The organism is Arthrobacter sp. AFG20, from assembly GCF_002892795.1.
Classification (GTDB): domain Bacteria; phylum Actinomycetota; class Actinomycetes; order Actinomycetales; family Micrococcaceae; genus Arthrobacter.
Genome location: NZ_PJMC01000001.1, coordinates 325,856 through 346,823 on the forward strand (window position 1 = coordinate 325,856; position 20,968 = coordinate 346,823).

General features: G+C 67.4%; 21 protein-coding genes. 17 read left to right on the plus strand and 4 right to left on the minus strand.

Annotated elements, in window-relative coordinates:
• Positions 1-44 precede the first annotated feature (44 nt).
• The 4 genes from CXZ05_RS01435 to CXZ05_RS01450 are packed head-to-tail and all read left to right on the plus strand — an operon-like array spanning position 45 to position 3,018.
• The gene (locus CXZ05_RS01435) at positions 45-896 is read left to right on the plus strand and encodes a CoA transferase subunit A (protein ID WP_102970830.1); all 852 of its coding nucleotides are present in this window, start codon (positions 45-47) and stop codon (positions 894-896) included.
• A 2-nt stretch (positions 897-898) separates the two neighbouring features.
• On the plus strand, positions 899-1,639 hold the full coding sequence (locus CXZ05_RS01440; RefSeq protein ID WP_102970831.1) for a CoA transferase subunit B: 741 nt from the start codon (positions 899-901) through the stop codon (positions 1,637-1,639).
• Positions 1,636-2,172 (plus strand): MaoC family dehydratase, encoded by a 537-nt coding sequence (locus CXZ05_RS01445; protein WP_102970832.1) that lies wholly within the window; start codon positions 1,636-1,638, stop codon positions 2,170-2,172. The genes CXZ05_RS01440 and CXZ05_RS01445 overlap by 4 nt, the downstream gene beginning before the upstream one ends.
• A gap of 15 nt (positions 2,173-2,187) precedes the next feature.
• Positions 2,188-3,018 (plus strand): CoA ester lyase, encoded by an 831-nt coding sequence (locus CXZ05_RS01450; protein ID WP_102970833.1) that lies wholly within the window; start codon positions 2,188-2,190, stop codon positions 3,016-3,018.
• A gap of 67 nt (positions 3,019-3,085) precedes the next feature.
• On the opposite strand, the gene CXZ05_RS01455 is transcribed toward CXZ05_RS01450, so the two are convergent.
• Entirely contained in the window at positions 3,086-4,534 is a 1,449-nt protein-coding gene (locus tag CXZ05_RS01455) for a lipase maturation factor family protein (protein ID WP_102970950.1), read from the minus strand.
• A gap of 117 nt (positions 4,535-4,651) precedes the next feature.
• On the opposite strand from CXZ05_RS01455, the gene dxr reads away from it, so the two are divergent.
• The 10 genes from dxr to CXZ05_RS01505 all read left to right on the plus strand — a co-directional run bounded on the left by dxr (position 4,652) and on the right by CXZ05_RS01505 (position 15,366).
• Positions 4,652-5,866, plus strand: a complete 1,215-nt coding sequence (gene dxr, locus CXZ05_RS01460) for a 1-deoxy-D-xylulose-5-phosphate reductoisomerase (protein ID WP_102970834.1) — start codon at positions 4,652-4,654, stop codon at positions 5,864-5,866.
• 19 nt (positions 5,867-5,885) lie between these two features.
• Positions 5,886-7,217 (plus strand): RIP metalloprotease, encoded by a 1,332-nt coding sequence (locus CXZ05_RS01465; protein ID WP_102970835.1) that lies wholly within the window; start codon positions 5,886-5,888, stop codon positions 7,215-7,217.
• An 88-nt stretch (positions 7,218-7,305) separates the two neighbouring features.
• The gene (locus CXZ05_RS01470; RefSeq protein WP_102970836.1) at positions 7,306-8,001 is read left to right on the plus strand and encodes a MarR family transcriptional regulator; all 696 of its coding nucleotides are present in this window, start codon (positions 7,306-7,308) and stop codon (positions 7,999-8,001) included.
• A complete protein-coding gene (locus tag CXZ05_RS01475; RefSeq protein WP_102970837.1) occupies positions 7,998-8,522 on the plus strand; it encodes a hypothetical protein in 525 nt (174 codons plus the stop codon). The genes CXZ05_RS01470 and CXZ05_RS01475 overlap by 4 nt, the downstream gene beginning before the upstream one ends.
• 25 nt (positions 8,523-8,547) lie before the next feature.
• Complete coding sequence (locus tag CXZ05_RS01480; protein ID WP_102970838.1) at positions 8,548-8,841, plus strand: YciI family protein; 294 nt, start codon at positions 8,548-8,550, stop codon at positions 8,839-8,841.
• A gap of 38 nt (positions 8,842-8,879) precedes the next feature.
• Entirely contained in the window at positions 8,880-10,046 is a 1,167-nt protein-coding gene (gene ispG, locus CXZ05_RS01485; RefSeq protein WP_102970839.1) for a flavodoxin-dependent (E)-4-hydroxy-3-methylbut-2-enyl-diphosphate synthase, read from the plus strand.
• Entirely contained in the window at positions 10,009-10,896 is an 888-nt protein-coding gene (locus CXZ05_RS01490; RefSeq protein WP_102970840.1) for a GNAT family N-acetyltransferase, read from the plus strand. Before ispG ends, CXZ05_RS01490 begins: the two co-directional genes overlap by 38 nt.
• Positions 10,897-11,186: 290 nt before the next feature.
• Positions 11,187-12,998: a proline--tRNA ligase gene (locus CXZ05_RS01495; RefSeq protein ID WP_102970841.1), complete on the plus strand. Its 1,812-nt coding sequence runs from the start codon at positions 11,187-11,189 to the stop codon at positions 12,996-12,998.
• Between the two features lie 14 nt (positions 12,999-13,012).
• On the plus strand, positions 13,013-13,807 hold the full coding sequence (locus CXZ05_RS01500) for a TSUP family transporter (protein ID WP_102970842.1): 795 nt from the start codon (positions 13,013-13,015) through the stop codon (positions 13,805-13,807).
• A gap of 95 nt (positions 13,808-13,902) precedes the next feature.
• Positions 13,903-15,366: a pyridoxal-dependent decarboxylase gene (locus CXZ05_RS01505; RefSeq protein WP_102970843.1), complete on the plus strand. Its 1,464-nt coding sequence runs from the start codon at positions 13,903-13,905 to the stop codon at positions 15,364-15,366.
• A gap of 22 nt (positions 15,367-15,388) precedes the next feature.
• On the opposite strand, the gene CXZ05_RS01510 is transcribed toward CXZ05_RS01505, so the two are convergent.
• The 3 genes from CXZ05_RS01510 to CXZ05_RS22935 all read right to left on the minus strand — a co-directional run bounded on the left by CXZ05_RS01510 (position 15,389) and on the right by CXZ05_RS22935 (position 18,627).
• Entirely contained in the window at positions 15,389-16,459 is a 1,071-nt protein-coding gene (locus CXZ05_RS01510; protein ID WP_102970844.1) for an aminoglycoside phosphotransferase family protein, read from the minus strand.
• 92 nt (positions 16,460-16,551) lie between these two features.
• A complete protein-coding gene (locus tag CXZ05_RS01515; protein ID WP_102970845.1) occupies positions 16,552-17,295 on the minus strand; it encodes a VIT family protein in 744 nt (247 codons plus the stop codon).
• An 87-nt stretch (positions 17,296-17,382) separates the two neighbouring features.
• Positions 17,383-18,627 carry a DUF4439 domain-containing protein gene (locus CXZ05_RS22935; RefSeq protein WP_180987213.1) on the minus strand — a complete coding sequence of 415 codons (1,245 nt, stop codon included), beginning with the start codon at positions 18,625-18,627 and terminating at the stop codon, positions 17,383-17,385.
• 105 nt (positions 18,628-18,732) lie between these two features.
• Between CXZ05_RS22935 and rimP the strand changes: the two genes are divergently transcribed.
• From rimP to CXZ05_RS01540, 3 genes are all read left to right on the plus strand, one after another.
• Positions 18,733-19,350, plus strand: coding sequence for a ribosome maturation factor RimP (rimP, locus tag CXZ05_RS01530; protein WP_102970848.1), 618 nt, complete (start codon positions 18,733-18,735; stop codon positions 19,348-19,350).
• Positions 19,350-20,327, plus strand: coding sequence for a transcription termination factor NusA (nusA, locus tag CXZ05_RS01535; RefSeq protein ID WP_102970849.1), 978 nt, complete (start codon positions 19,350-19,352; stop codon positions 20,325-20,327). The genes rimP and nusA overlap by 1 nt, the downstream gene beginning before the upstream one ends.
• 265 nt (positions 20,328-20,592) lie before the next feature.
• Positions 20,593-20,925 carry a YlxR family protein gene (locus tag CXZ05_RS01540; RefSeq protein WP_307031735.1) on the plus strand — a complete coding sequence of 111 codons (333 nt, stop codon included), beginning with the start codon at positions 20,593-20,595 and terminating at the stop codon, positions 20,923-20,925.
• Positions 20,926-20,968 lie beyond the last annotated feature (43 nt).

A 20,968-nucleotide genomic window follows, 5' to 3' on the forward strand; every position in this document is an offset into this window, starting at 1 on the left:
GCCGTGTCTGTCGAAAGTCTGTGGAGACGCCGAAAGGATCAACGATGATTGACAAGGTTGTTGCCAGCGCTGACGAAGCGGTCGCCGACATAGCCGACGGCGCGTCGCTCGCCGTCGGGGGTTTTGGCTTGTGCGGGATCCCGGTGGCGCTGATCGACGCCCTCCACCGACGCGGCACCACGGACCTGGAGACTGTCAGCAACAACTGCGGCGTGGACGACTGGGGCCTGGGGATCCTCCTTCGGGACGGGAGGATCCGCCGGACCGTCAGCTCGTATGTGGGGGAGAACAAGGAGTTCGCCCGGCAGTACCTCGCCGGCGAACTGGAGGTGGTCCTGACCCCGCAGGGCACCCTGGCCGAGAAGCTGCGCGCCGGCGGTGCCGGCATCCCCGCTTTTTACACCAAAGCGGGCGTTGGGACCCAGGTGTCCGACGGCGGTCTGCCGCAGAAATACGACGCCGACGGCGGCATCGCCGTCGCGTCCCCGGCGAAGGAAGTGCGGAGCTTCGGCGGTGTCGACTACGTCCTGGAGGAGTCGCTCACGCCCGACTACGGCCTGGTCCATGCCTGGAAGGGCGACCGCCACGGGAACCTGGTCTTCCACGCCACGGCCATGAACTTCAACCCCCTTTGCGCCATGGCGGGACGGATCACCATCGCGGAGGTGGAGGAACTCGTGGAGCCGGGCGAGCTGGATCCCGAACACGTCCACCTGCCGGGCATCTTCGTCCAGCGCGTGGTCGTGGTGTCCGAGCCCGAGAAGCGCATTGAGAAGCGGACGGTCGCACTGTCGGCGGCGTCCGCAACCGGTGCCGCGGCCCCGTCCGGGACTGCCGGCGCGGCAGGAACCACCGGCACCACCGATACCACCACCCCCGAACAGGCAGGAGCGTAGCCATGGACCCGAACAGCGCACTGGGGATGCCGCCACGCCCCGAGGCCGTCCGTCACGAATACCGCCGCGCCGCCTCCTCGCACCCGGAAGGCAAGGGCTGGACGCGCAACGAGCTCGCCGCCCGCGTGGCCCAGGAGCTGAGCAACGGCCAGTACGTAAACCTGGGCATCGGCATGCCCACCCTGATCCCGAACTACATCCCGGCCGGCGTCGAGGTGGTCCTGCACTCCGAGAACGGCATCCTCGGCGTCGGCCCCTATCCCAGCGAGGACGAGGTGGACCCCGACCTGATCAATGCCGGCAAGGAGACCGTCACCGTCAACAAGGGGGCCGCGTTCTTCGACTCCGCCCAGTCCTTCGGCATGATCCGCGGCGGGCACGTGGATGTGGCCGTGCTCGGCGCCATGGAGGTGGCCGCCAACGGGGACCTGGCCAACTGGATGATCCCGGGAAAGATGGTCAAGGGGATGGGCGGGGCCATGGACCTGGTCTTCGGAGCCAAGAAAGTGATCGTGATGATGGAGCACGTGGACCGCAGCGGGAAACCGAAGATCGTGGACCGCTGCTCGCTGCCGCTGACGGGCAAGGCCTGCGTGGACCGCATCATCACCGACCTTGCCGTCCTCGACGTGACTCCGGACGGCTTGGTCCTGCGCGAACTCGCCCCGAACGTGTCCGCGGAGGATGTCGCCGCGGCCACCGGTGCGGAGCTGTTCGAGGAAGACCAGGAACTCACCGTATGAGCACAGCCGGGGACGCAGGCAGGTCCAGCAGCGGCAGCGCCGCCCGCGTCGTCGAGCAGCGCGGACTCTACTTCGAGGAGCTCGAGGAAGACATTGTTTACGCCCACCGCCCCGGCCGGACTGTCACGGAGGCGGACAACGTGCTGTTCACCACCATGACCATGAACACGCAGGGGCTGCACCTGGACGCGGCCTGGAGTGCGGGCCAGCCCTTCGGCCAGCGGCTGGTGAATTCCATGTTCACGCTGGCGACGGTTGTGGGGCAGTCCGTGGGCCAGCTGACCCAGGGAACCATCATTGCGCAGCTCGGGCTGACGGACGTCTCCTTCCCGCACCCGCTCTACCACGGTGACACGCTCTACACAGAGACCGTCATAACCGGCAAGCGGCTGTCCGGGTCGCGGCCGGGGCAGGGCGTTGTCACCATGCAGCACACCGGCCGCAACCAGGACGGAACGGTGGTGGCGCTGGCCACGCGGAGCTGCCTGATGTGGACGCGCGAGGCGCATATAGAGGCGCAGCGGGCCAAATAATCGGACAATGACTGTATGACTTTCGTGATGGGCCCTGCCCTCCTTTTCTGCCCTGCCGACCGCCCCGAACGCTTCCAAAAGGCCGCCGAGCGCTCCGACGCCGTCATCCTGGATCTTGAGGATGCCGTGGCGGCGCCGGACAAGCAGCGGGCACGGGGCGCCATCCTCGCCCAGCTCGGGGGCTCCGGCGACGGGCCGGAGCTCGATCCCAGCCGGACCATCATCAGGATCAACCCGGCCGGCACCGAGGACTTCGAGAAGGACCTGCACTGCCTGGCGCACACGCCCTACCGCACCGTCATGCTCGCCAAGGCAGAGAGCGCGAGCCAGCTCCGGGCCCTGCCGGACTTCCACGTGATTGCCCTGTGCGAGACGGCCGCGGGCGTGGTCCACGCACCCGCCATTGCCGCCGAACCCAACGTCGTGGCCATGATGTGGGGTGCGGAGGACCTGCTCGCCTCCCTCGGCGGGACTTCCAGCAGGAACGACGACGGCGGCTACCGCGCCGTTGCCTTGCACGCCCGTTCCGCTGTGCTCCTGGCAGCGGGCGCAGCCGGCAAGCAGGCCGTTGACGCGGTCTACGTGAACATCCCCGACCTTGACGGGCTGGCCGCGGAGGCCCGGGACGCCGCTGCCTCCGGGTTCGGTTCCAAGGCCTGCATCCACCCCAGCCAGGTGGCCGCCGTCCGGTCCGCCTATGCACCCTCGGGCGAGGACGTGGCCGCTGCCACGCACCTGCTGGAGGCAGCGAAGGAAGCCGGTACCGGCGTGTTCCAGTACCAGGGCCGGATGATCGACGGCCCCATCCTCCGGCACGCGGAGTCGGTGCTCCGGAGGGCCCGGTAGGTTGCACACGGCCGGGTGGGTTCACGCAGCCCGGTAGCCCGCCGTCGTCCTCGCTATTTTCCGGACGTTATCGTTTTCCTGCCCTCAGGGAGATGGGCGGGATCGCCTCGTAGAGCGGTGTCCGGATCCAGCGCTGGCCGGTCTCCCGGAACTCCGCCCGGGTGGCGAAGCGGTACAGGTAGGTGCGGGCGCGCACCCAGCGGGGGCGTTCGCCGTCGAACGGGTCATGGCGCAGCAGCCGCAGCATGGCTGCGTCAGCCTCCAGCAGCTTGCCGAGGAAGGCGTAAAACCATTCCTCGTGGACCGTGCGCAGGGGCAGGAACCACATGAGCCAGTCCAGCCGCAGATGGTAGGGCGCCCACTGGCGGGGCAGCCGGTGCACCTCGCCCGGTTTTCCCTTGAAGCCGTATTCGCGCCAGTCGGCCGCCTCGTCCGCCTCCTCGTCCAGGGTGCCCTCCACCGCCACTTCGATGCGCTGCTTGGTGACCGTGCCGAACGCGCCGTACGTGTTCACCAGCTGCCAGCGGTTGAAGCTGGCGTTCATCAGCTGGTACTGGGAGAACAGGTTGCGGATGGGCCAGTAGCTGAGGACCACCAGGAGCAGGGACGCGGCCAGCGTGATGAGAAGCCACCACAGCGGCGTCTCCCCGGTGGGGTGCCATTCCAGCGGAAGTACCGGCAGCACCGCATGCGCCACGGGATCGCTGACGCCGGCGAAGGCCAGCACAATCGCAATCCAGTTCAGCCAGGCAAAATTGCCGCTGGCCACCAGCCACAGCTGGGTGAAGATGATGATGCCCGCCGCAATGCTGCCCAGCGGCTGCGGCGCGAAGAGGAAGAACGGCACCACCAGCTGGGCGAAGTGGTTCCCCACCACCTCCAGCCGGTGGAAGGGCTTCGGCAGCAGATGCGCCTGCCGGCTTAGGGGGCCGGGCATCGGCTGCGTCTCATGGTGGTAGTACAGGGCGGTGAGGTCGCGCCACTCCCGGCCGCCGCGGATCTTGATCATGCCGGCACCGAATTCCAGCCGGAACACCAGCCACGCCACCAGGATCAGGATAGTCCTGGGCGGATCGGTCTGGTCCGACCCCAGGAACGCCACGGTGAAGCCGGCCTCCAGGAGCAGCATCTCCCAGCCGAACCCGTAGAACGTCTGGCCCACGTTGACCACCGACATGTACAGCAGCCACAAGGCCAGGAACGCGATCAGCGGCAGCCAGGGCGGGCCCATCTGGGGGAGGCCGAGGACCAGGACGCCGGAGATAACCAGCCCCACTGTACAGACGGCCCGCAACAGCCGGTCCGAGTAGCGCCAGCGGAACAGCGTGGGCCTGCGCATCCGGCTAAAAGCCTTCAGGTAGTCCGGAACGGGAAGGAGGCCGCGCTCACCGAGGAGCGCGGGAAACTGGTTGCGGGAGGAGAGGAACGCAACGAAGTAGAGTGCGGCGACCCCGCGCTGCAGCACCTGCCGGGCGAATTCATAGTCCGGCGCATCGAACCATGCGGCCCAGTCCACGGGCACCACGTTACCCCGGCACCGATGCGCGTCAAGGTGCTGCGAGGCTGCCCGCCCAGCCCGCCCGCGCCGTTCCCCGCCGTCCGTCGGCCACTGGCGGTGCGGGATACTTAAGCCATGCAGACTTCCGGCTCCAGCCGTCCAGACAGCCAGCCGCGCACCATCGTCATCCTCGGATCCACCGGTTCCATCGGCACCCAGGCGATTGACGTCGTCGACGGCGCCCCGCACCTTTTTGAGGTTGTGGCGCTGAGCGCCGGGGGCGGCAACCTCGAACTCCTCGCCCGGCAGGCCGTGCACACCCGGGCAGGCGCTGTCGGCATCGCCGAAGGTGATCCCGGGCGCCTCCGGGACCTGATCAACGACGCCGCCCGGACAGCTGGGCTGGGGCAGTACCGGCCCGAAATCATCGCCGGCCCCGACGCCTCAACCAGGATCGCTGCCGTGAAGGCGGACGTGGTGCTCAACGGCATCACGGGCTCGATCGGACTGGCGCCCACGCTCGCCGCGCTGGAATCCGGCGCCACCCTGGCGCTCGCCAACAAGGAATCCCTGATCGTTGGCGGTTCGCTGGTCAAGGCCGCCGCCGCGGAGGGACAGATCGTGCCGGTTGACTCCGAGCACTCCGCCATCGCCCAGTGCCTGCGTTCGGGGACCGCCGCGGAGGTGGACAGGCTTATCCTGACCGCCTCGGGCGGGCCCTTCCGCGGCCGTACCCGCGAACAGCTCTTCGCCGTGACGCCGGAGGAGGCGCTGGCGCACCCCACCTGGGATATGGGCCTGATGGTCACCACCAACTCAGCCAGCCTGGTGAACAAGGGCCTTGAAGTCATCGAGGCGCACCTGCTGTTCGACATCCCCCTGGACCGGATCGATGTGGTGGTCCATCCGCAGTCCGTGATCCACTCCATGGTGCAGTTCGTGGACGGCTCCACCATCGCCCAGGCCTCGCCGCCGGACATGCGCCTGCCGATTGCCCTTGGCCTGGGCTGGCCGGACCGGGTGCCCAATGCGGCCACGCCCTGCGACTGGACCCGGGCCACCAGCTGGACGTTCGAGCCGCTGGACTCCTCCGCGTTCCCCGCCGTCCGGCTGGCCAAGGACGCGGCGAAACAGGGAAGCACGTACCCCGCAGTGTTCAACGCCGCCAACGAGGAGGCCGTGATGGCCTTCCATGCGGGCAGGATCCGCTTCACGGACATCGTGGACACCATCGAGGCCGTTCTCGGTGAACATTCGGGTTCCTCCGGGCTAACGGTCGGATCCGTGCTCGATGCTGAGAAATGGGCACGAGCGCGCACCCACGAACGTTTAGCAGTGAGCAGTCTCTAGGAAGCAGCAGATCTGAAGCATGAGTCCCGTCATCCTCTTTATCCTTGGTGTCGTCTTTGTGGCGGTCGGCATCGCGGTATCCATTGCGCTGCATGAAGTGGGCCACCTGGTACCCGCCAAGCTGTTCAAGGTGCGCGTCACCAAGTACATGATCGGCTTCGGCCCCACCATCTGGTCGACCAAAAAGGGCGAAACCGAGTACGGCTTCAAGGCGCTGCCGCTGGGCGGCTACGTCTCGATGATCGGCATGTACCCGCCCAACAAGGAGGACGGTTCGGTGCGTCCGTCCAGCACGGGCATGTTCCAGACGCTGGCCAGCGAGGCCCGTTCCATGGCCCATGAAGATGTGGGGCCGGGGGACGAGAACCGCGTGTTCTACCGGCTCCCGGTCTGGAAGAAGATCATCATCATGCTGGGCGGCCCGGCAATGAACCTGCTGATCGGCCTCGTGCTCACGGCCGTGCTGCTCATGGGGTTCGGCATCTCCGAGCCCACCACCACCATCGCCGACGTTTCCAAGTGCCAGGTGAAGGCGGGGGAGACAGTCGATCCGGACTCGGCCAACTGCAAACCGACTCCGGCGGCTGCCGCCCAGCTCAAGCCCAACGACGTCATCACCGCCTTCGACGGAAAAACCGTGACCAGCTGGGATCAGCTCACGGGCTGGATCCGTGCTTCCGCGGGCAAGGAAGTGTCCATCACTGTGGAGCGCGACGGCTCTCCGGTGACCAGCACCGTCACCCCTGTTCTGTCGGCACGCCCGGTCGTCGGGCCGGACGGGCGCCAGGCAAAGGACGACGCCGGAACCCTTCTGTACCAGGACGTTGGCTTCCTGGGCATCGGTGCGCAGACCGCCCTGGTTCCCCAGCCGGCGTCGTCCGTCCTGCCCATGGCGGGGGAGAACATCAAACAGGTTGCCGGGGTGGTCCTCAATCTGCCGGCCAGGGTGGTCGGCGTGGCCAAGGCGGCGTTCAGCGAAGAACCCCGCGACCCCAACGGCCCCATCAGTGTGGTGGGCGTGGGCCGGGTGGCGGGCGAGGTGGCTGCCATGGAGGAAGTGCCGGCCCAGGCCCGGCTTGCCGCCTTGGTGGGACTGCTCGCCGGGCTGAACTTTGCCCTGGCCGTCTTCAACCTGATCCCGCTGCTCCCGCTCGACGGCGGCCACGTGGCAGGCGCACTCTACGAGGCAGTGCGGCGGCGGGCGGCAAAGCTGCTCGGCAAACCCGATCCCGGCGCCTTCGATATCGCGAAACTGCTGCCGGTGACCTACGTGGTGGCGGCGCTGCTTATGGGGATGGGTGCGCTGCTGATTTATGCGGACATCGTGAAGCCGGTGAATCTCTTCGGCTAGCTCTCTTAGGCTCAGCATCAAATGGCTGATAACTGAAAATCAGCTCTAAACGATTGATTTATGAATATAAGCCGAATACGGTTTATCCATGTACGTTCTGACCATCGACCAGCGTGGCAGCACCAGCGACGTGGACCGCGTGCCCGAGCTCCTCGGAGACCTCAGCAGCCATGCCGGTGTCCGCTTTGAACGCTCCGTCGGCGACGAAGTGCAGGGAGTCCTGCAGGACCCTGCCCTGGTGGTCGACGTGGCCCTGCTGGTTCTGCGAAGCGGGCACTGGTACGTCGGAATCGGCGTCGGCCCCGGATCCCTCCCGCCGGACGCGAGCCCGCGTGAAGGGTCCGGCCCCGCCTTTGTCGCTGCCCGCCGGGCGGTGGAGCGTGCCAAGTCAGCCGCGAGCCATGTCCCCGCCGCCGTGGTCGCCGGGAGTCGGAAGCACGAGGCCGCCGTGGCGTGCGCCAACGCGGAAGCGGTGCTGCGGTTGGTCGGCGGCCTGGTGCAGGCAAGAACCGAGGCCCAGTGGCGCGTGGTGGATGCCCTCCGTGCAAAGAGCGGTGCAGCAACCGAACAGGGCTCCGGACGCCACGGACGCCAGAAACAGGTGGCGCGGGAACTGGGAATCACCGAACAGTCGGTGAGCCGGGCCGTCCTCCGGTCGGGCTGGCAGGAAGAATGGGCCGCAAGGCCGGCGGTGGAAATGCTGCTGGCAACCGCCCACCGCCTCATCCTGGAGAACCCCACCCCCGGGACTCAGGACGGCGACGACAACCGAGGAGAAGCGTGAACGCAGTCTGGATCGCAGCCGCCCTGCTGACGGCCGGATTCGTGGGCTGGCCCGTCACGGCCCTGGTTTTCCGGCTGGCCCGCACCATCGACGACAAAGCCGATGCCGCCGCCAGCGCCGGCAGGGACGGCGCCGACGACCCCTCGGCTGACGTAACGGTGGACAGCCCCGCCGCGGTGGACCGCCCGGCCGCAGGGGACAGGGTGAATACAGTGAACGGCGACATCACGGTGGACGCAGGTGGTGCGGCCGCGCCGGAACCCGGACGCGAGGCGTCGGCCAAACGGATTCTCCGGGGCGGGGCCATCATCGGGGTGCTCGAGCGGCTGGCAGTCTGCCTCGCCATTCTGGCCGGGCAGCCCGTGGCCATCGCCTACGTGGTGGCCATCAAAGGCCTGGGCCGGTTCGCGGAACTCAAGGAAACGCCGGTGGCCGCGGAGCGGTTCATCATCGGCACCCTGACCTCCATGCTGTGGGCTGCGGGAGTTGCCGCCGTCACGAAGGTCGTGCTCCTCGGCTAGCCCGGCCCCGGGATAGGGTATCTCTATGACTGTTTTTGCTGTTGAGTACGTATACGACGCCGAGTCCTCCGAAACGCGCGCAGCCACCCGCCCCGCCCACCGCGAATGGACTGCCGGACTCGCGCAGGACGGCAGGCTGCTGGCCAGCGGACCCTACGGCGACGGCGCCGGCGCCCTGCTCATTTTCAAGGCGGCCGATGAAGCCGCACTCAACGAGATCCTCCGGCAGGATCCCTTCGCGGCAGCGGGCGTCATTTCCGGCACGCGAACCACCGAATGGGCACCCGTGACCGGTCTCCTGGCTGAGCACGCAGCCTAGCCGCCCGCACCACCAATTTTCGAATTCAAGGAGTCCACGTGACCTCGGTCAGCCTGGGAATGCCATCAGCACCGCCGCCCGTCCTTGCCCCGCGACGCAAGACGCGCCAGATCAAGGTGGGCTCCGTCGGCGTCGGTTCCGATTTCCCCATCAGCGTGCAGTCGATGACCACCACGCCCACCACGGACATCAACGCCACGCTGCAGCAGATTGCCGAGCTCACGGCCTCCGGCTGCGACATCGTCCGCGTGGCGTGCCCGTCCGCCGATGACGCGGAAGCGCTTCCGATCATCGCCCGGAAATCGCAGATCCCGGTCATCGCCGACATCCACTTCCAGCCGAAGTACGTCTTCGCGGCCATCGAGGCCGGCTGCGCTGCGGTGCGCGTCAATCCGGGCAACATCCGCAAGTTCGACGATCAGGTCAAGGAGATCGCCCGGGCGGCCAAGGACCACGGCACGTCCATCCGCATCGGCGTGAACGCAGGATCGCTGGAGCCGGGCATCCTGAAGAAGTACGGCAAGGCCACTCCGGAAGCTTTGGTCGAATCCGCGGTCTGGGAAGCCTCGCTCTTCGAGGAGCACGGCTTCCACGACTTCAAGATCTCCGTGAAGCACAATGACCCGGTGGTCATGGTGGCGGCCTACGAGATGCTCGCCGAAAAGGGCGACTGGCCGCTGCACCTGGGCGTCACTGAGGCCGGCCCCGCCTTCCAGGGAACCATCAAGTCGGCCACAGCCTTTGGCGCACTCCTCTCGCGCGGCATCGGCGACACCATCCGCGTGTCCCTGTCGGCCCCTCCCGTCGAGGAGATCAAGGTGGGCAACCAGATCCTGCAGTCGCTGAACCTGCGCCCCCGCAAGCTGGAAATCGTCTCGTGCCCGTCCTGCGGGCGCGCCCAGGTTGACGTCTACACCCTCGCCGAGCAGGTCACGGCCGGCCTCGAGGGGATGGAGATCCCCCTGCGCGTCGCCGTCATGGGCTGCGTCGTCAACGGCCCGGGTGAAGCACGGGAAGCTGACCTCGGCGTCGCCTCCGGCAACGGCAAGGGCCAAATATTTGTGAAGGGCGAGGTCATCAAGACTGTTCCCGAGAGCCAGATTGTTGAGACACTGATCGAAGAGGCCATGCGTATCGCGGAAGAGATGGGGGAGGCCGATGGCGAAGATGCTGTCAAGGGTAGCCCCGTGGTTAGCGTCACATAAGGACGGCGCCGCGCCGGACGGTGCCACCGTCCGGGTACTGGGTGTTGCGGACACCAGTCAACTGCACGAACTGGCAGAGATCGATCCCGTCTCCAACGTGTTCATCCTGGCGCATCTGGAGTCAACGGGCTCTGCCGCGCCCACCCCGGGCGGAGCCAACATCCTGGGCGTTTTCGACGACGACGTGCTGGTTGGCGCCTGCTGGGCAGGCGCCAACCTGGTCCCCGTCCAACTGGATCCCGAGCTGGCAGGACCGGTGGCCGCTGCGGCCCACCGCTCCGGGCGCCGGTACGCGTCGGTCTTCGGACCGGCCGGAACGGTCCTTGCGCTGCACAGCCGGCTGGAGGAGCTGGGCCACGTGGCCCACGAGGTACGGCCCGACCAGCCACTCATGACCATATCCGGCCCCCCGGCCGTTGAACCGAACTGGGAGCTGGGGCACGGGCAGTACGCAGATTTTGACGCCATCCTCCCTGCCTGCGCGGCGATGTTCGAGGAAGAGGTTGGCTACTCGCCCTACCTCGGCGGCCGCGACTTCTACAGCCGCCGGGTGGCAGGCCTGATCCGGCAGGGACACTCCCTGGTCCACCTGAAGGACGGCGAAGTCGTGTTCAAGGCCGAGCTGGGTGCTGTCACCGCCGAGGTCACCCAGGTGCAGGGCGTATGGATGAACCCCAGCCACCGGGGACTCGGGCTGAGCGCCGGCTATATGGCGGCCGTGGTGCTGCTGGCCCAGAAAATGGCACCCGTCACCAGCCTCTACGTCAACGACTACAACTCCCGGGCGAGGGCCACCTACGAACGCGTGGGTTTCCGGCAGGTGGGGACCTTCGCTACGGTTCTCTTCTAGCCGGCGGCCAAAGCCGCACCGGTCGCCCCGGATTTGAAATCGGTGACGGCTATCACATAGGTTCGTTTCAACCGGGTTTTCGGACCCGGGTGGTCTTTGAGAATTAGCGGCATGACCGGCCGCGGAGCCACGCCGCCACAGGGATGACCAGCCGTAAACGGCCAGGGGCTTCTCCTGCGGGGCGTGGCTTTCCTGTTCAGCTCCCACAGGGCCCGCAACCTGTGCTGCTGCCCAGCCGGTACATTAGTACCCAGACAATCAGCACTTCCCCCAGAAACGGACACCTACCCGTGGTTCTTCGACTCTCCAAGCTTTTCCTGCGCACCCTGCGTGAAGACCCCGCTGACGCCGAGGTGGCCAGCCACCGGCTGCTCGTGCGCGCGGGATACATCCGCCGCGCGGCTCCGGGCATCTACACCTGGCTGCCGCTGGGACTGAGCGTGCTGCGCAAGGTGGAGCAGATCATCCGGGAAGAGATGGACGCCATCGGCGCCCAGGAAGTTCACTTCCCCGCACTGCTTCCCAAGGAGCCCTACGAGGCGACCAACCGCTGGACCGAATACGGCGAAGGCCTGTTCCGGCTGAAGGACCGCAAGGGCGGGGACTACCTGCTGGCCCCCACGCATGAGGAGATGTTCACCCTGCTGGTCAAGGACCTGTACTCCTCGTACAAGGACCTGCCGCTGAGCATCTACCAGATCCAGAACAAGTACCGCGACGAGGCACGTCCGCGCGCCGGCCTTCTCCGCGGCCGTGAGTTCATCATGAAGGACTCCTACTCGTTTGACGTCGACGACGCCGGGCTGGACGCCAGCTACGCAGCCCACCGGGCGGCGTACCTGAAGATCTTCGAGCGGCTGGGCCTGGAAGTCATTCCCGTCACGGCCACCGCAGGTGCCATGGGCGGCTCCAGGAGCGAGGAATTCCTGCACCCCACCGACATCGGCGAGGACACCTTCGTGCGCTCGGCCGGCGGTTACGCGGCCAACGTCGAAGCCGTGACCACGGTGGTTCCCGCCGAAATCGACTTCACCAACGCCCCGGCCGCCGAGATCCGCGATACCCCGAACACGCCCACGATCGACACGCTCGTGGCTGCCTCCAACGAGCTCGTGCCGCGCAGCGAGGCCGACGGCGGCCCCTGGACTGCCGCTGACACGCTCAAGAACGTTGTCCTCGCCGTCACCCTGCCCACCGGGGAGCGCCAGATCGTAGTGCTCGGCGTCCCCGGCGACCGGGGTGTCGACCTCAAGCGCGTCGAGGCCAACATCGGCGCCTACCTTCCGGTCGCCGGCGAAATCGCAGTGGAAGCCGCGGGCGAGGAGGACCTGGCCCGCAACCCGCTCATCGTGCGCGGTTACCTCGGCCCGGGCATGTCGCTGGGCGCACCGCTCCTTGGCCTCGAAGGCGCCGCCAAGCTCCTGTACCTGGTGGATCCGCGCGTCGTCAGCGGCACGGCCTGGGTGACCGGTGCCAACATGGCGGGCAAGCACGTCTTCGGGCTCGTGGCAGGACGTGACTTCACGTGGGACGGCGTCATCGAGTGCACCGAAGTGCGCGCCGGTGACGAAGCCCCGGACGGCTCCGGTCCGCTCGAAACGGCCCGCGGCATCGAGATGGGACACATCTTCGCGCTGGGCCGCAAGTACGCCGAAGCGCTGGAACTGAAGGTCCTGGACCAGAACGGCAAGCAGGTGGTGGTCACCATGGGTTCCTACGGCGTGGGCGTCACCCGGGCCGTCGCCGCCTTGGCGGAATCCAACCACGACGCCAAGGGCCTGGTCTGGCCCCGCTCTGTGGCTCCGGCCGACGTGCATGTGGTGGCCGTCGGCCGCGGGGAGGAAATCTTCGCCGCCGCTGAGCAACTCGCGCTTGAGCTTGAGGGCGCCGGCCTGGAGGTCATCTACGATGACCGGCCCAAGGTTTCCCCGGGCGTGAAGTTCGGCGATGCCGAGCTTGTTGGAGTGCCCACCATCCTTGCCGTCGGCCGCGGACTGGTGGACGGCGTCGTCGAAATCAAGGACCGCCGAAGCGGCGAGGCTGAGAACGTGGCCGTGGACAAGGCCGTTGACTACGTGGTCAACGCCGTCCGCAGCAACTGACGCCTGCCCTCCCAGTGGTTTCGGGGTTTGAGTCGATCCAGCTCGCCACTATCGTCCTGATAGTGGTGGCTGGCTTCTCCGCCGGCTGGGTGGACGCCGTCGTGGGCGGCGGCGGCCTGCTGCAGCTGCCGGCATTGTTGCTCGTGCCGGGGATCACCCCGGTGCAGGCGCTGGCCACCAACAAGATGGGCTCCATTTTCGGCACCACCACCAGCGCCGTGACCTACTACGGCCGCGTCCGGCCCGACCTGCGGACGGCCGTGCCGATGGCGGCGATCGCGTTGGCGGGCAGCTTCGGCGGTGCGCTGCTGGCCACCCGGCTGCCGGCGGAGGTATTCAAGCCGATCATCGTGGTGGCCCTGGTGGCCGTCGCGCTGTTTACCGCCCTTAAGCCCGACGCCGGGCACCTCACCGAACTCCGGCACGGCGGCCGCACCCACTACGTGGTGGCATGCGCCATCGGCGCCGTGATTGGTTTCTATGACGGCCTGATCGGGCCCGGCACCGGATCCTTCCTGGTGATCGCGCTGGTTTCAGCGATGGGGTACGCCTTCCTGGAGGCCAGCGCCAAGGCGAAAATCGTCAACATGGCGACGAACGCCGGGGCGCTCATATTTTTCCTCCCGCACGGCTCCCTGCTCTGGGGAGTGGGCTTGCTGCTGGGCGCAGCGAACATGGCCGGGGGCTACCTCGGCGCACGCACCGCTGTAAGGCAGGGGAGCAAATTCGTCCGTGTGGTGTTCCTCATTGTAGTTTTCGCCCTGATCGTCAAGCTCGCCTTCGACGTCTGGCAGGAGAACTTCGCCTGAGCTGGCTTTCCGGCTGGGCCGGCATTCTGGCTGAGTCAGGTTCCCGGTGGAGCCAAGTTCTCGCGGGCGGTCCCGGGACGGCGTAGCATGCCTCTATGTCAGCCGGTGCGGAACCGTACCGGGAAGCCTTGGCTGCAGCCGTCCGGCATGCGACTCGCTGGCTGGAAAGCCAGCCCAGCCGCCGGGTCGGTCCGCAGCTGGCAGCCCGCGAACTCGCCGCAGCGTTCGACGGAGCGCTGCCACAGTCCGGCATGCCCCCGGCAGACGTCGTGGATTACCTCGCCAGCCGCGCCGAACCGGGCCTCATGGCCATGCCATCCGGACGCTTTTTCGGCTGGGTCATCGGGGGTACCCTCCCGGCTGCCATGGCAGCCGACTGGCTGGTCAGTTCCTGGGACCAGAACTCGGGGCTCCGCTACGCCACGCCAGCCATCGCCGCCATTGAGGACGCCGCGGGCCACTGGCTGCTGCAGTTGCTGGGCCTGCCGGAGGAATCCGACGTCGGCTTCGTCACGGGAACTACCATGGCCAATTTCACCGGGCTGGCGGCCGCACGGTGGCGGCTTCTGAAGGACGCGGGCTGGAACCTGGAACGTGACGGGCTCTTCGGCGCTCCGCGGATCCATTGTCTTGTGGGGGAGGAACGGCACGAGACGGTGGACCTCGCGCTGCGTTACTTGGGAATGGGCAGCCCCACCGTGGTTCCGGCCGACAGCCAGGGACGCATTGACGCCGCGGAGCTGGACTGTGCCCTGGACCGGATCGCGCTGGAGCATGCAGCAGCGGACCGTTCAGGCGCCGCCCAGTCCGGCGGATCCCCGGGTTCGGGGCCGGCCCCGGTGCTGGTGTGCCTGCAGGCCGGAAACCTCCACTCGGGAGCCTTCGACCCCTTCACCGGAGCCATTGCGGTGTCCAAGGCACACGGCGCCTGGGTCCACGTGGACGGGGCCTTCGGGCTCTGGGCTGCGGCCGTCCCGGAGCTGGCAGGGCTGACAGCCGGGGTGGAACGGGCCGACTCCTGGGCCACAGACGCGCATAAGAGTTTGAACGTCCCGTACGACTGCGGCGTTGTAGTTGTCCGGGATGCGCAAGCGTTGCGCAGCGCCATGGGGCTGCACGCCAGCTACCTCCTCCAGGATGCCGACGGCTCGGCTGATCCCAGCCAGCGGGTTCCGGAGCTTTCCCGCAGGGCCAGGGGAGTGCCCGTGTGGGCAGCGCTAAAGTCCCTCGGCAGGGACGGTGTGGCCGGACAGATCCGCCGCCTTGCCACCTCCGCTGCCAAGCTCGCGGAACAGCTCAGGGCCATTGACGGGCTGGAAGTCCTGAACGACGTCGGCTACACCCAAATCTCCGTGGCCTTCGGCGACGACGCCACAACCCGGCTCGTGGCGGAGCGGCTCATCGCCGACGGAAAGGTGTGGATGTCCGGTTCCCGTTGGCACGGCAGGGATGTGGTGCGGATATCTGTCAGCAACTGGACCACCGACGCCGATGACGTCACCACCGCGGTGGAGGCGGTGCGGACAGCAGTCGAAGCCGTCCGGTCCGGCGGGCCCTGACGGCCCTGTGCTTGCTGGGGCCCTACGACCGCAATGTGTACATGGCATCCTCGCCGGGTTCGGGCAAGTCGTGGGCAGCCGGAAGCCCGTCCAGCGTCCGGCCGGCAAGGGTGCTCGCCACCCACAGGGACCGGGCCATGTCACCGCCGTGCGCCGGCCTCGAGGCGTAGTGCAGGGCGTTGTCCACCTCCCGGGCCAGGCTCCACTGCCGGGCCACTTCCGGGTCCAGCCCGGCCGCGACGCTGAAGTCATGGCACCTTGCCAGCAGGCCGGCGGCGGGATCCGATGCCGGCAGGTCCGGGATCCGGTTCCAGAGCACGGGAGCCACGGCGAACTCCGCCTCACCCACCATCGGCTGGGGATCGATGGCGGCAAAGCCATCGGCGACAGTCTTCCGGACTGAATGGTTCCCTGCAGCATTGTTCGCTGGGGAGTCAGGCCTGGCAAGGATGTTGAGGTAGTGGAAGTCCGTGTTGACCAGGACGTCCTCAGAGGAGCGGCGGCCCACGGCGCCTCGCGTCTGGCAAACCTCGAGTGCTGCCTCCAGCAGCCACCTGGGAAACGGGCGGCCCAGCTGTTCCCATTCGGCAGGCAAGTCGTCGCTCCACTGTTCCGCACGGGCGGCCACGTGCACAAATTCCTGCCACTGGGGCCGGGCGTCGGGCACGAGGCTCAGCTCCCGCATCAGCCCGCCCCACACCTCACGGGCGGTGTCCATTGGTTCTGTCCGGAGCGACCGGCCTGCATCCAGGCGCTCAAGGAGCATCGAACACGTTCCGGCGTCGGACGCCAGCAACTTCACCGCGCCATGGCCGTTCCACAGGGCCAGCGCATGGCGTTCCACGAGGGCTTCGTCATGCGGAAAGGCCACCTTCAACGCTGCTGCCGATCCCGCCACGCGGACCGGAACCACAACCGCGCCGTGCCCGCTCCACGGAAATGCTCCCGGTTCCAGGTCAAGCTCAAGCTGCCACTGGTCAATCCGGCCGCGGATCATGTCAGGAAGGGACGCCAGCCAGGCCCTGCCGGCGCTGCTGCGCGAGTAGCGGCGCGTCAGGTCCAGGGGGATGGGAACGTCTGCTGGCCGGCTCACAGTTCCAGCGTAGTGGAGCTGTCCTTGCGGATTGGGGAGGCCGGACCCCTCCTGCCCGGGCAGCTCCCGCATAGACGACGCCGCTGGCAGCACTACACGATGCCGCTGGCGCCTAGCAGGTTGCCGATGGTGAACGTCGCAGCCAGGGCGAGGCCGCCACCCACGACGACGCGTGCGCCCGCCCGGGTCTTCGAACCGCCGCCGATCCACGCGCCCACGGCGCCCGTTACGGCCAGGGCCAACAGGACTGCTCCGAAAGTCACGGCAACGCGAATGTTTTCAGGAGGCAGCAGGATGGCCAGCATCGGCAGAATGGCCCCCAGGGTGAAGGCGATGGCGGACGCGAAGGCGGCATGCCAGGGACTCACGATGTCCTGTTCGTCAATATTCAGCTCGGCGGAAAGGTGTGCGGCCAGGGCGTCGTGCTCGGTCAGTTCCCGCGCCACATTCCGGGCTGTTTCCTCGCTCAGGCCTTTGTTTCGGTAGATCTCGGCGAGCTCCAGCAGCTCCTCTTCCGGTTCCTCGGCTAGTTCGCGCCGTTCCTTCTCGATCAGCGCCTTCTGGCTGTCGCTCTGGCTGCTGACGGAGACGTACTCGCCCAGGGCCATGGATACGGCACCGCCCACGAGTCCGGCAGCACCGGCTGCGAGGATGGCACCGTTGTCACTGGTGGCACCGGCCACGCCCACCACAATCGCAGCCACCGACACGATCCCGTCGTTGGCGCCAAGGACACCGGCACGCAGCCAGTTCAGGCGGTGCACAAGGTCGTTGCTGTGGGGCTCATTGGCGTGCTGCCCCTCAGGGGGCAACGTCGGCTTGTCCGCTGGATCCATGGCTCCAGCAAACCACCTGGAGGTAGCCGGCTGCCAGTGGAATGTCATCGGCCGACCTTGGACACTCGGCCGTGGGCCGCCCTGATTCTAGGGTGCGGCGGGAGTTGCCGCTGTTCCGCCGTCGGTCTGGCGCGGTGAGGCCTCAGCCGATTCCGGAAGCTCCGGCAGGAGCGCGGTGTCCAGCACAATGCCGGGTACGGGGCCGGGATCGGACCCCCAGCGCATGGTCCGCTGGGCAGCCGCGACCAGCGAGGAGACAGACCACCGCCGGGTCTCACCCTCGCTCAGTGCCACAAGGTCGCCGTAGACCGGGAGCGTTCCTGCTTCAAGGCTGGCCAGTCCCGCAGCCGGCTTCTGCAGGAACGAGGTGCCCAGGGTGTAGCCCGGTTCACGGGGAGGAACTGACACGCAATGAGCGCGGGTATGGGCCTCGGCCTGGCCAACGAGGGTTTCATGCGTGGCCAGCAATGCCCTCGCCTGGTCCGCGGCGGGCTGGGCCAGGCGCGTCAGCGCCACCTGGTAGCCGTACACCGTCTCAACTTCTGTCCGGACCACCCGGTTCAGGGCGGCGGCGAGCGTGGCGCTGTCAGACGGGTCGGTTGCCTGGGCTGGCTGGTCACTCTTGCTTGGCTGGGCGCCATCGCCTGCCTCGGCGCTGTTGCCTGATTGGGCGCTGCCACCTGAGGGGCTGGTGACAGAGCACGCCGAGGCTGCGTTTCGCTGCGTAGTCCCCGGCGCCGAAAGGGCAGGGGGCGGCGTCCCGGCAACCTGTGCCAGCGTCGTCGCCTCGAGCAGCTGAGCGGTTCCTACCGCGGCGAGCAGGCGGGCCATCCCGCCGTCGGCCTTCTCTGCATGGGCGAGGCGTTCCTTGCCGCTCCTGGACAGTGAATCGACCAGCGCCGGCAGCGTGGCCGGGCGCGGCGGTGGTGTCCCCGATGATGCAGTGGCGGACGGTCCGGCGGTTTCCGGGGCCCCGGCCGTTGAATTTGCCCCGGCCGTTGAACCTGCGCCGGCCGCTGAGGTGGCGGCGGCGCCGCCCGGAAGAAGGAGAGCCCGTGCCTGCGTAGTCAGCAAAGTCACAGTGTGCGAAAACAGCTGCCGCCGCGCACCGGAGGACCCGTCCGCGAGCTGCTGGCTGGCAGCCCTCAGCTCCAGGGTTTGAGCGAGGGCGGCGGCGCGCGCCTGCTCGGAGAACGGAGGAGCTGCCGGTGCCGGGGATTCCCGCGGAATCAGCGCAAAACCAAGGCTCAGCACCAGGAATGCGGCGAGCGCCAGCAGGCCATACCGGAGATAGCTGGCCGGCGTTCTTTTTCGCCCGCTGTCGTCATTCACAACAGACCATGTTGTCACGGCCGCGGGGAAGTCGGTGCACCAAGCCGCCCGGAAAATCGCTACGCTAGTACTCACAACATCATCTAACGGGAGGCGGCCGGCATCGTGAGCAATGCAGAAGCCACGACTTCATCAGACCGGACCGACGCGGGAAAGGCTGAACCCGCGCCTGTCCACAATCCCGAGGCTGAGCGCCTCCGGACGCTGCTGGAGCCCGCAGTCCAGTCGCACCGGCTTTACCTCGAGGATGTTGCCATCCACATCGCAGGTTCCAACCGCGTGGTCCACGTCGTGGTGGATCTGCCGCAGGAAGAAACGGGCGGGGTGAGCCTTGACGTCATCGCAGACATCTCTAAGGAACTCTCCGACATCCTGGACAGCGACCCCAACACGGACAGCCGTCCGTATGACCTTGAGGTTTCATCGCCCGGCGTGGGGCGGCCGCTGACCGAGCCCCGGCACTGGCACCGCGCCCGCGGCCGGATGGTTGCGGTCAACGTGATCCAGGGCGAGAACGTCACGGGCAGGATCAGCTCCGTTGACGACGCCGGTGTGACCCTCGTCCCCGAAATCGCCGTGAAAAAGGGCATGAAGCCCAGGCAGGGCGACCCCGTAAAGCTTCCTTTCGACAAGATCCGCAGCGGAAAAGTCGAAATTGAGTTCAGCCGCCTCGACGAGGCCGGTCTGGAAACTGAGCACAATGGACCTTCTGAGGAGGCCTGATGGATATTGACATGAGCGCGCTGAGACTCCTGGAGCGTGAGCGCGAAATCCCGCTGGATCTCCTCATCCCCACGATCGAGCAGGCACTGCTCGTCGCCTACCACAAGTCGCCGGGCGCCTTCGAGAAGGCCCGCGCGGAACTGGATCGCAAGAGCGGCCACGTGACCATCTGGGCCACCGAAATTGACGACGACGGCGCACCCATCGGCGAATTCGAACACACGCCCGCCGGTTTCGGCCGCATCGCCGCCAGCACCGCCCGGCAGATCATCCTGCAGCGGCTGCGCGACGTTGAGGATGACAACGTCCTGGGCGAGTTCAAGGGCCGTGAGGGTGAACTTGTTGCCGGGCTGATCCAGCAGGGCAACAACCCCCACATGATCCAGGTCAACCTCGGCGCCGTGGAAGCCCTGCTTCCGCCGCCCGAGCAGGTGCCGGGGGAGAAGTACACCCACGGCAACCGGCTGCGGGCGTACGTCATCGACGTGCACCGCGGCACCAAGGGCCCGTCCATCACCCTGTCCCGGTCGCACCCGGGCCTGGTGCGGAAGCTTTTCGAACTGGAGGTTCCCGAGATCGCCGACCGCTCCGTGGAGATCGTTGCTCTGGCCCGCGAAGCCGGGCACCGCACCAAGATCGCGGTCAAGGCAAACACCCAGGGCATCAACGCCAAGGGTGCCTGCATCGGCGAAATGGGCTCGCGCGTGCGGGCGGTCATGACCGAACTGAACGACGAAAAGATCGACATCGTCGACTTCAGCGAGGATCCTGCCACCTTCATCGCCAGCGCACTGTCGCCGTCGCGTGTGAATTCAGTCACCATCACCGACGAGGCCACCCGCTCGGCCCGCGTCGTGGTGCCGGACTACCAGCTCTCCCTTGCCATCGGCAAGGAGGGCCAGAACGCCCGCCTCGCCGCCAAGCTGACGGGGTGGCGCATCGATATCGTCTCCGACGCCGCCACTCCCCGCGGCTAGCGCCGTTCCGGACGGAGGTCAGACCGTCCGGCACCGAGCCCTGACCTCGACCGATCTGCCCGCCCCAGCGGCGGGCAGTTTCGGATTCCGGTTTCGGGTATGGGGCCCGTGAGGGGCTAGAATAGAACTTGGCCGCGCCCAGCGGCCGGCATCAGCGTGTTCGTGCGCCCGGGTTCCTGCCGCAAGCAGGTCCTGCCGAAAGGCAGTGGCGGGTGTCCGGGCAGGCAGATAGGTACAGGCAGGAAGATACTCGGCAGTGGCACACGTGCAACAACTCGGGAATCAGCCACAGCGTACCTGCATCGGATGCCGGAAAAAGGGGCCGCGGTCAGAGTTGCTCCGGCTCGTCTCCGACACCGGCGGTTCGTCCGCCGTCGTGGTGGATGAACGACGCCGGATGGCTGGCCGGGGTGCATGGCTGCACCCCAGCGAAGCGTGCCTGGCCCTGGCGGTCAAGCGGCGAGCCTTCGGTAGGGCCCTCAACGGGTCGACCGGAACCGCCGCCGTCGAACGCCGGATAACGGCAGGAGCGCACGCTGCGGATGTCCCGGCGTCTGCAGTACCAACCGTCCAACCTGAAAGCGGGTCAGAAATCTGATGGAAACCCGATGAGTTCCCAGCGATGAGCGCGTAACGATGAC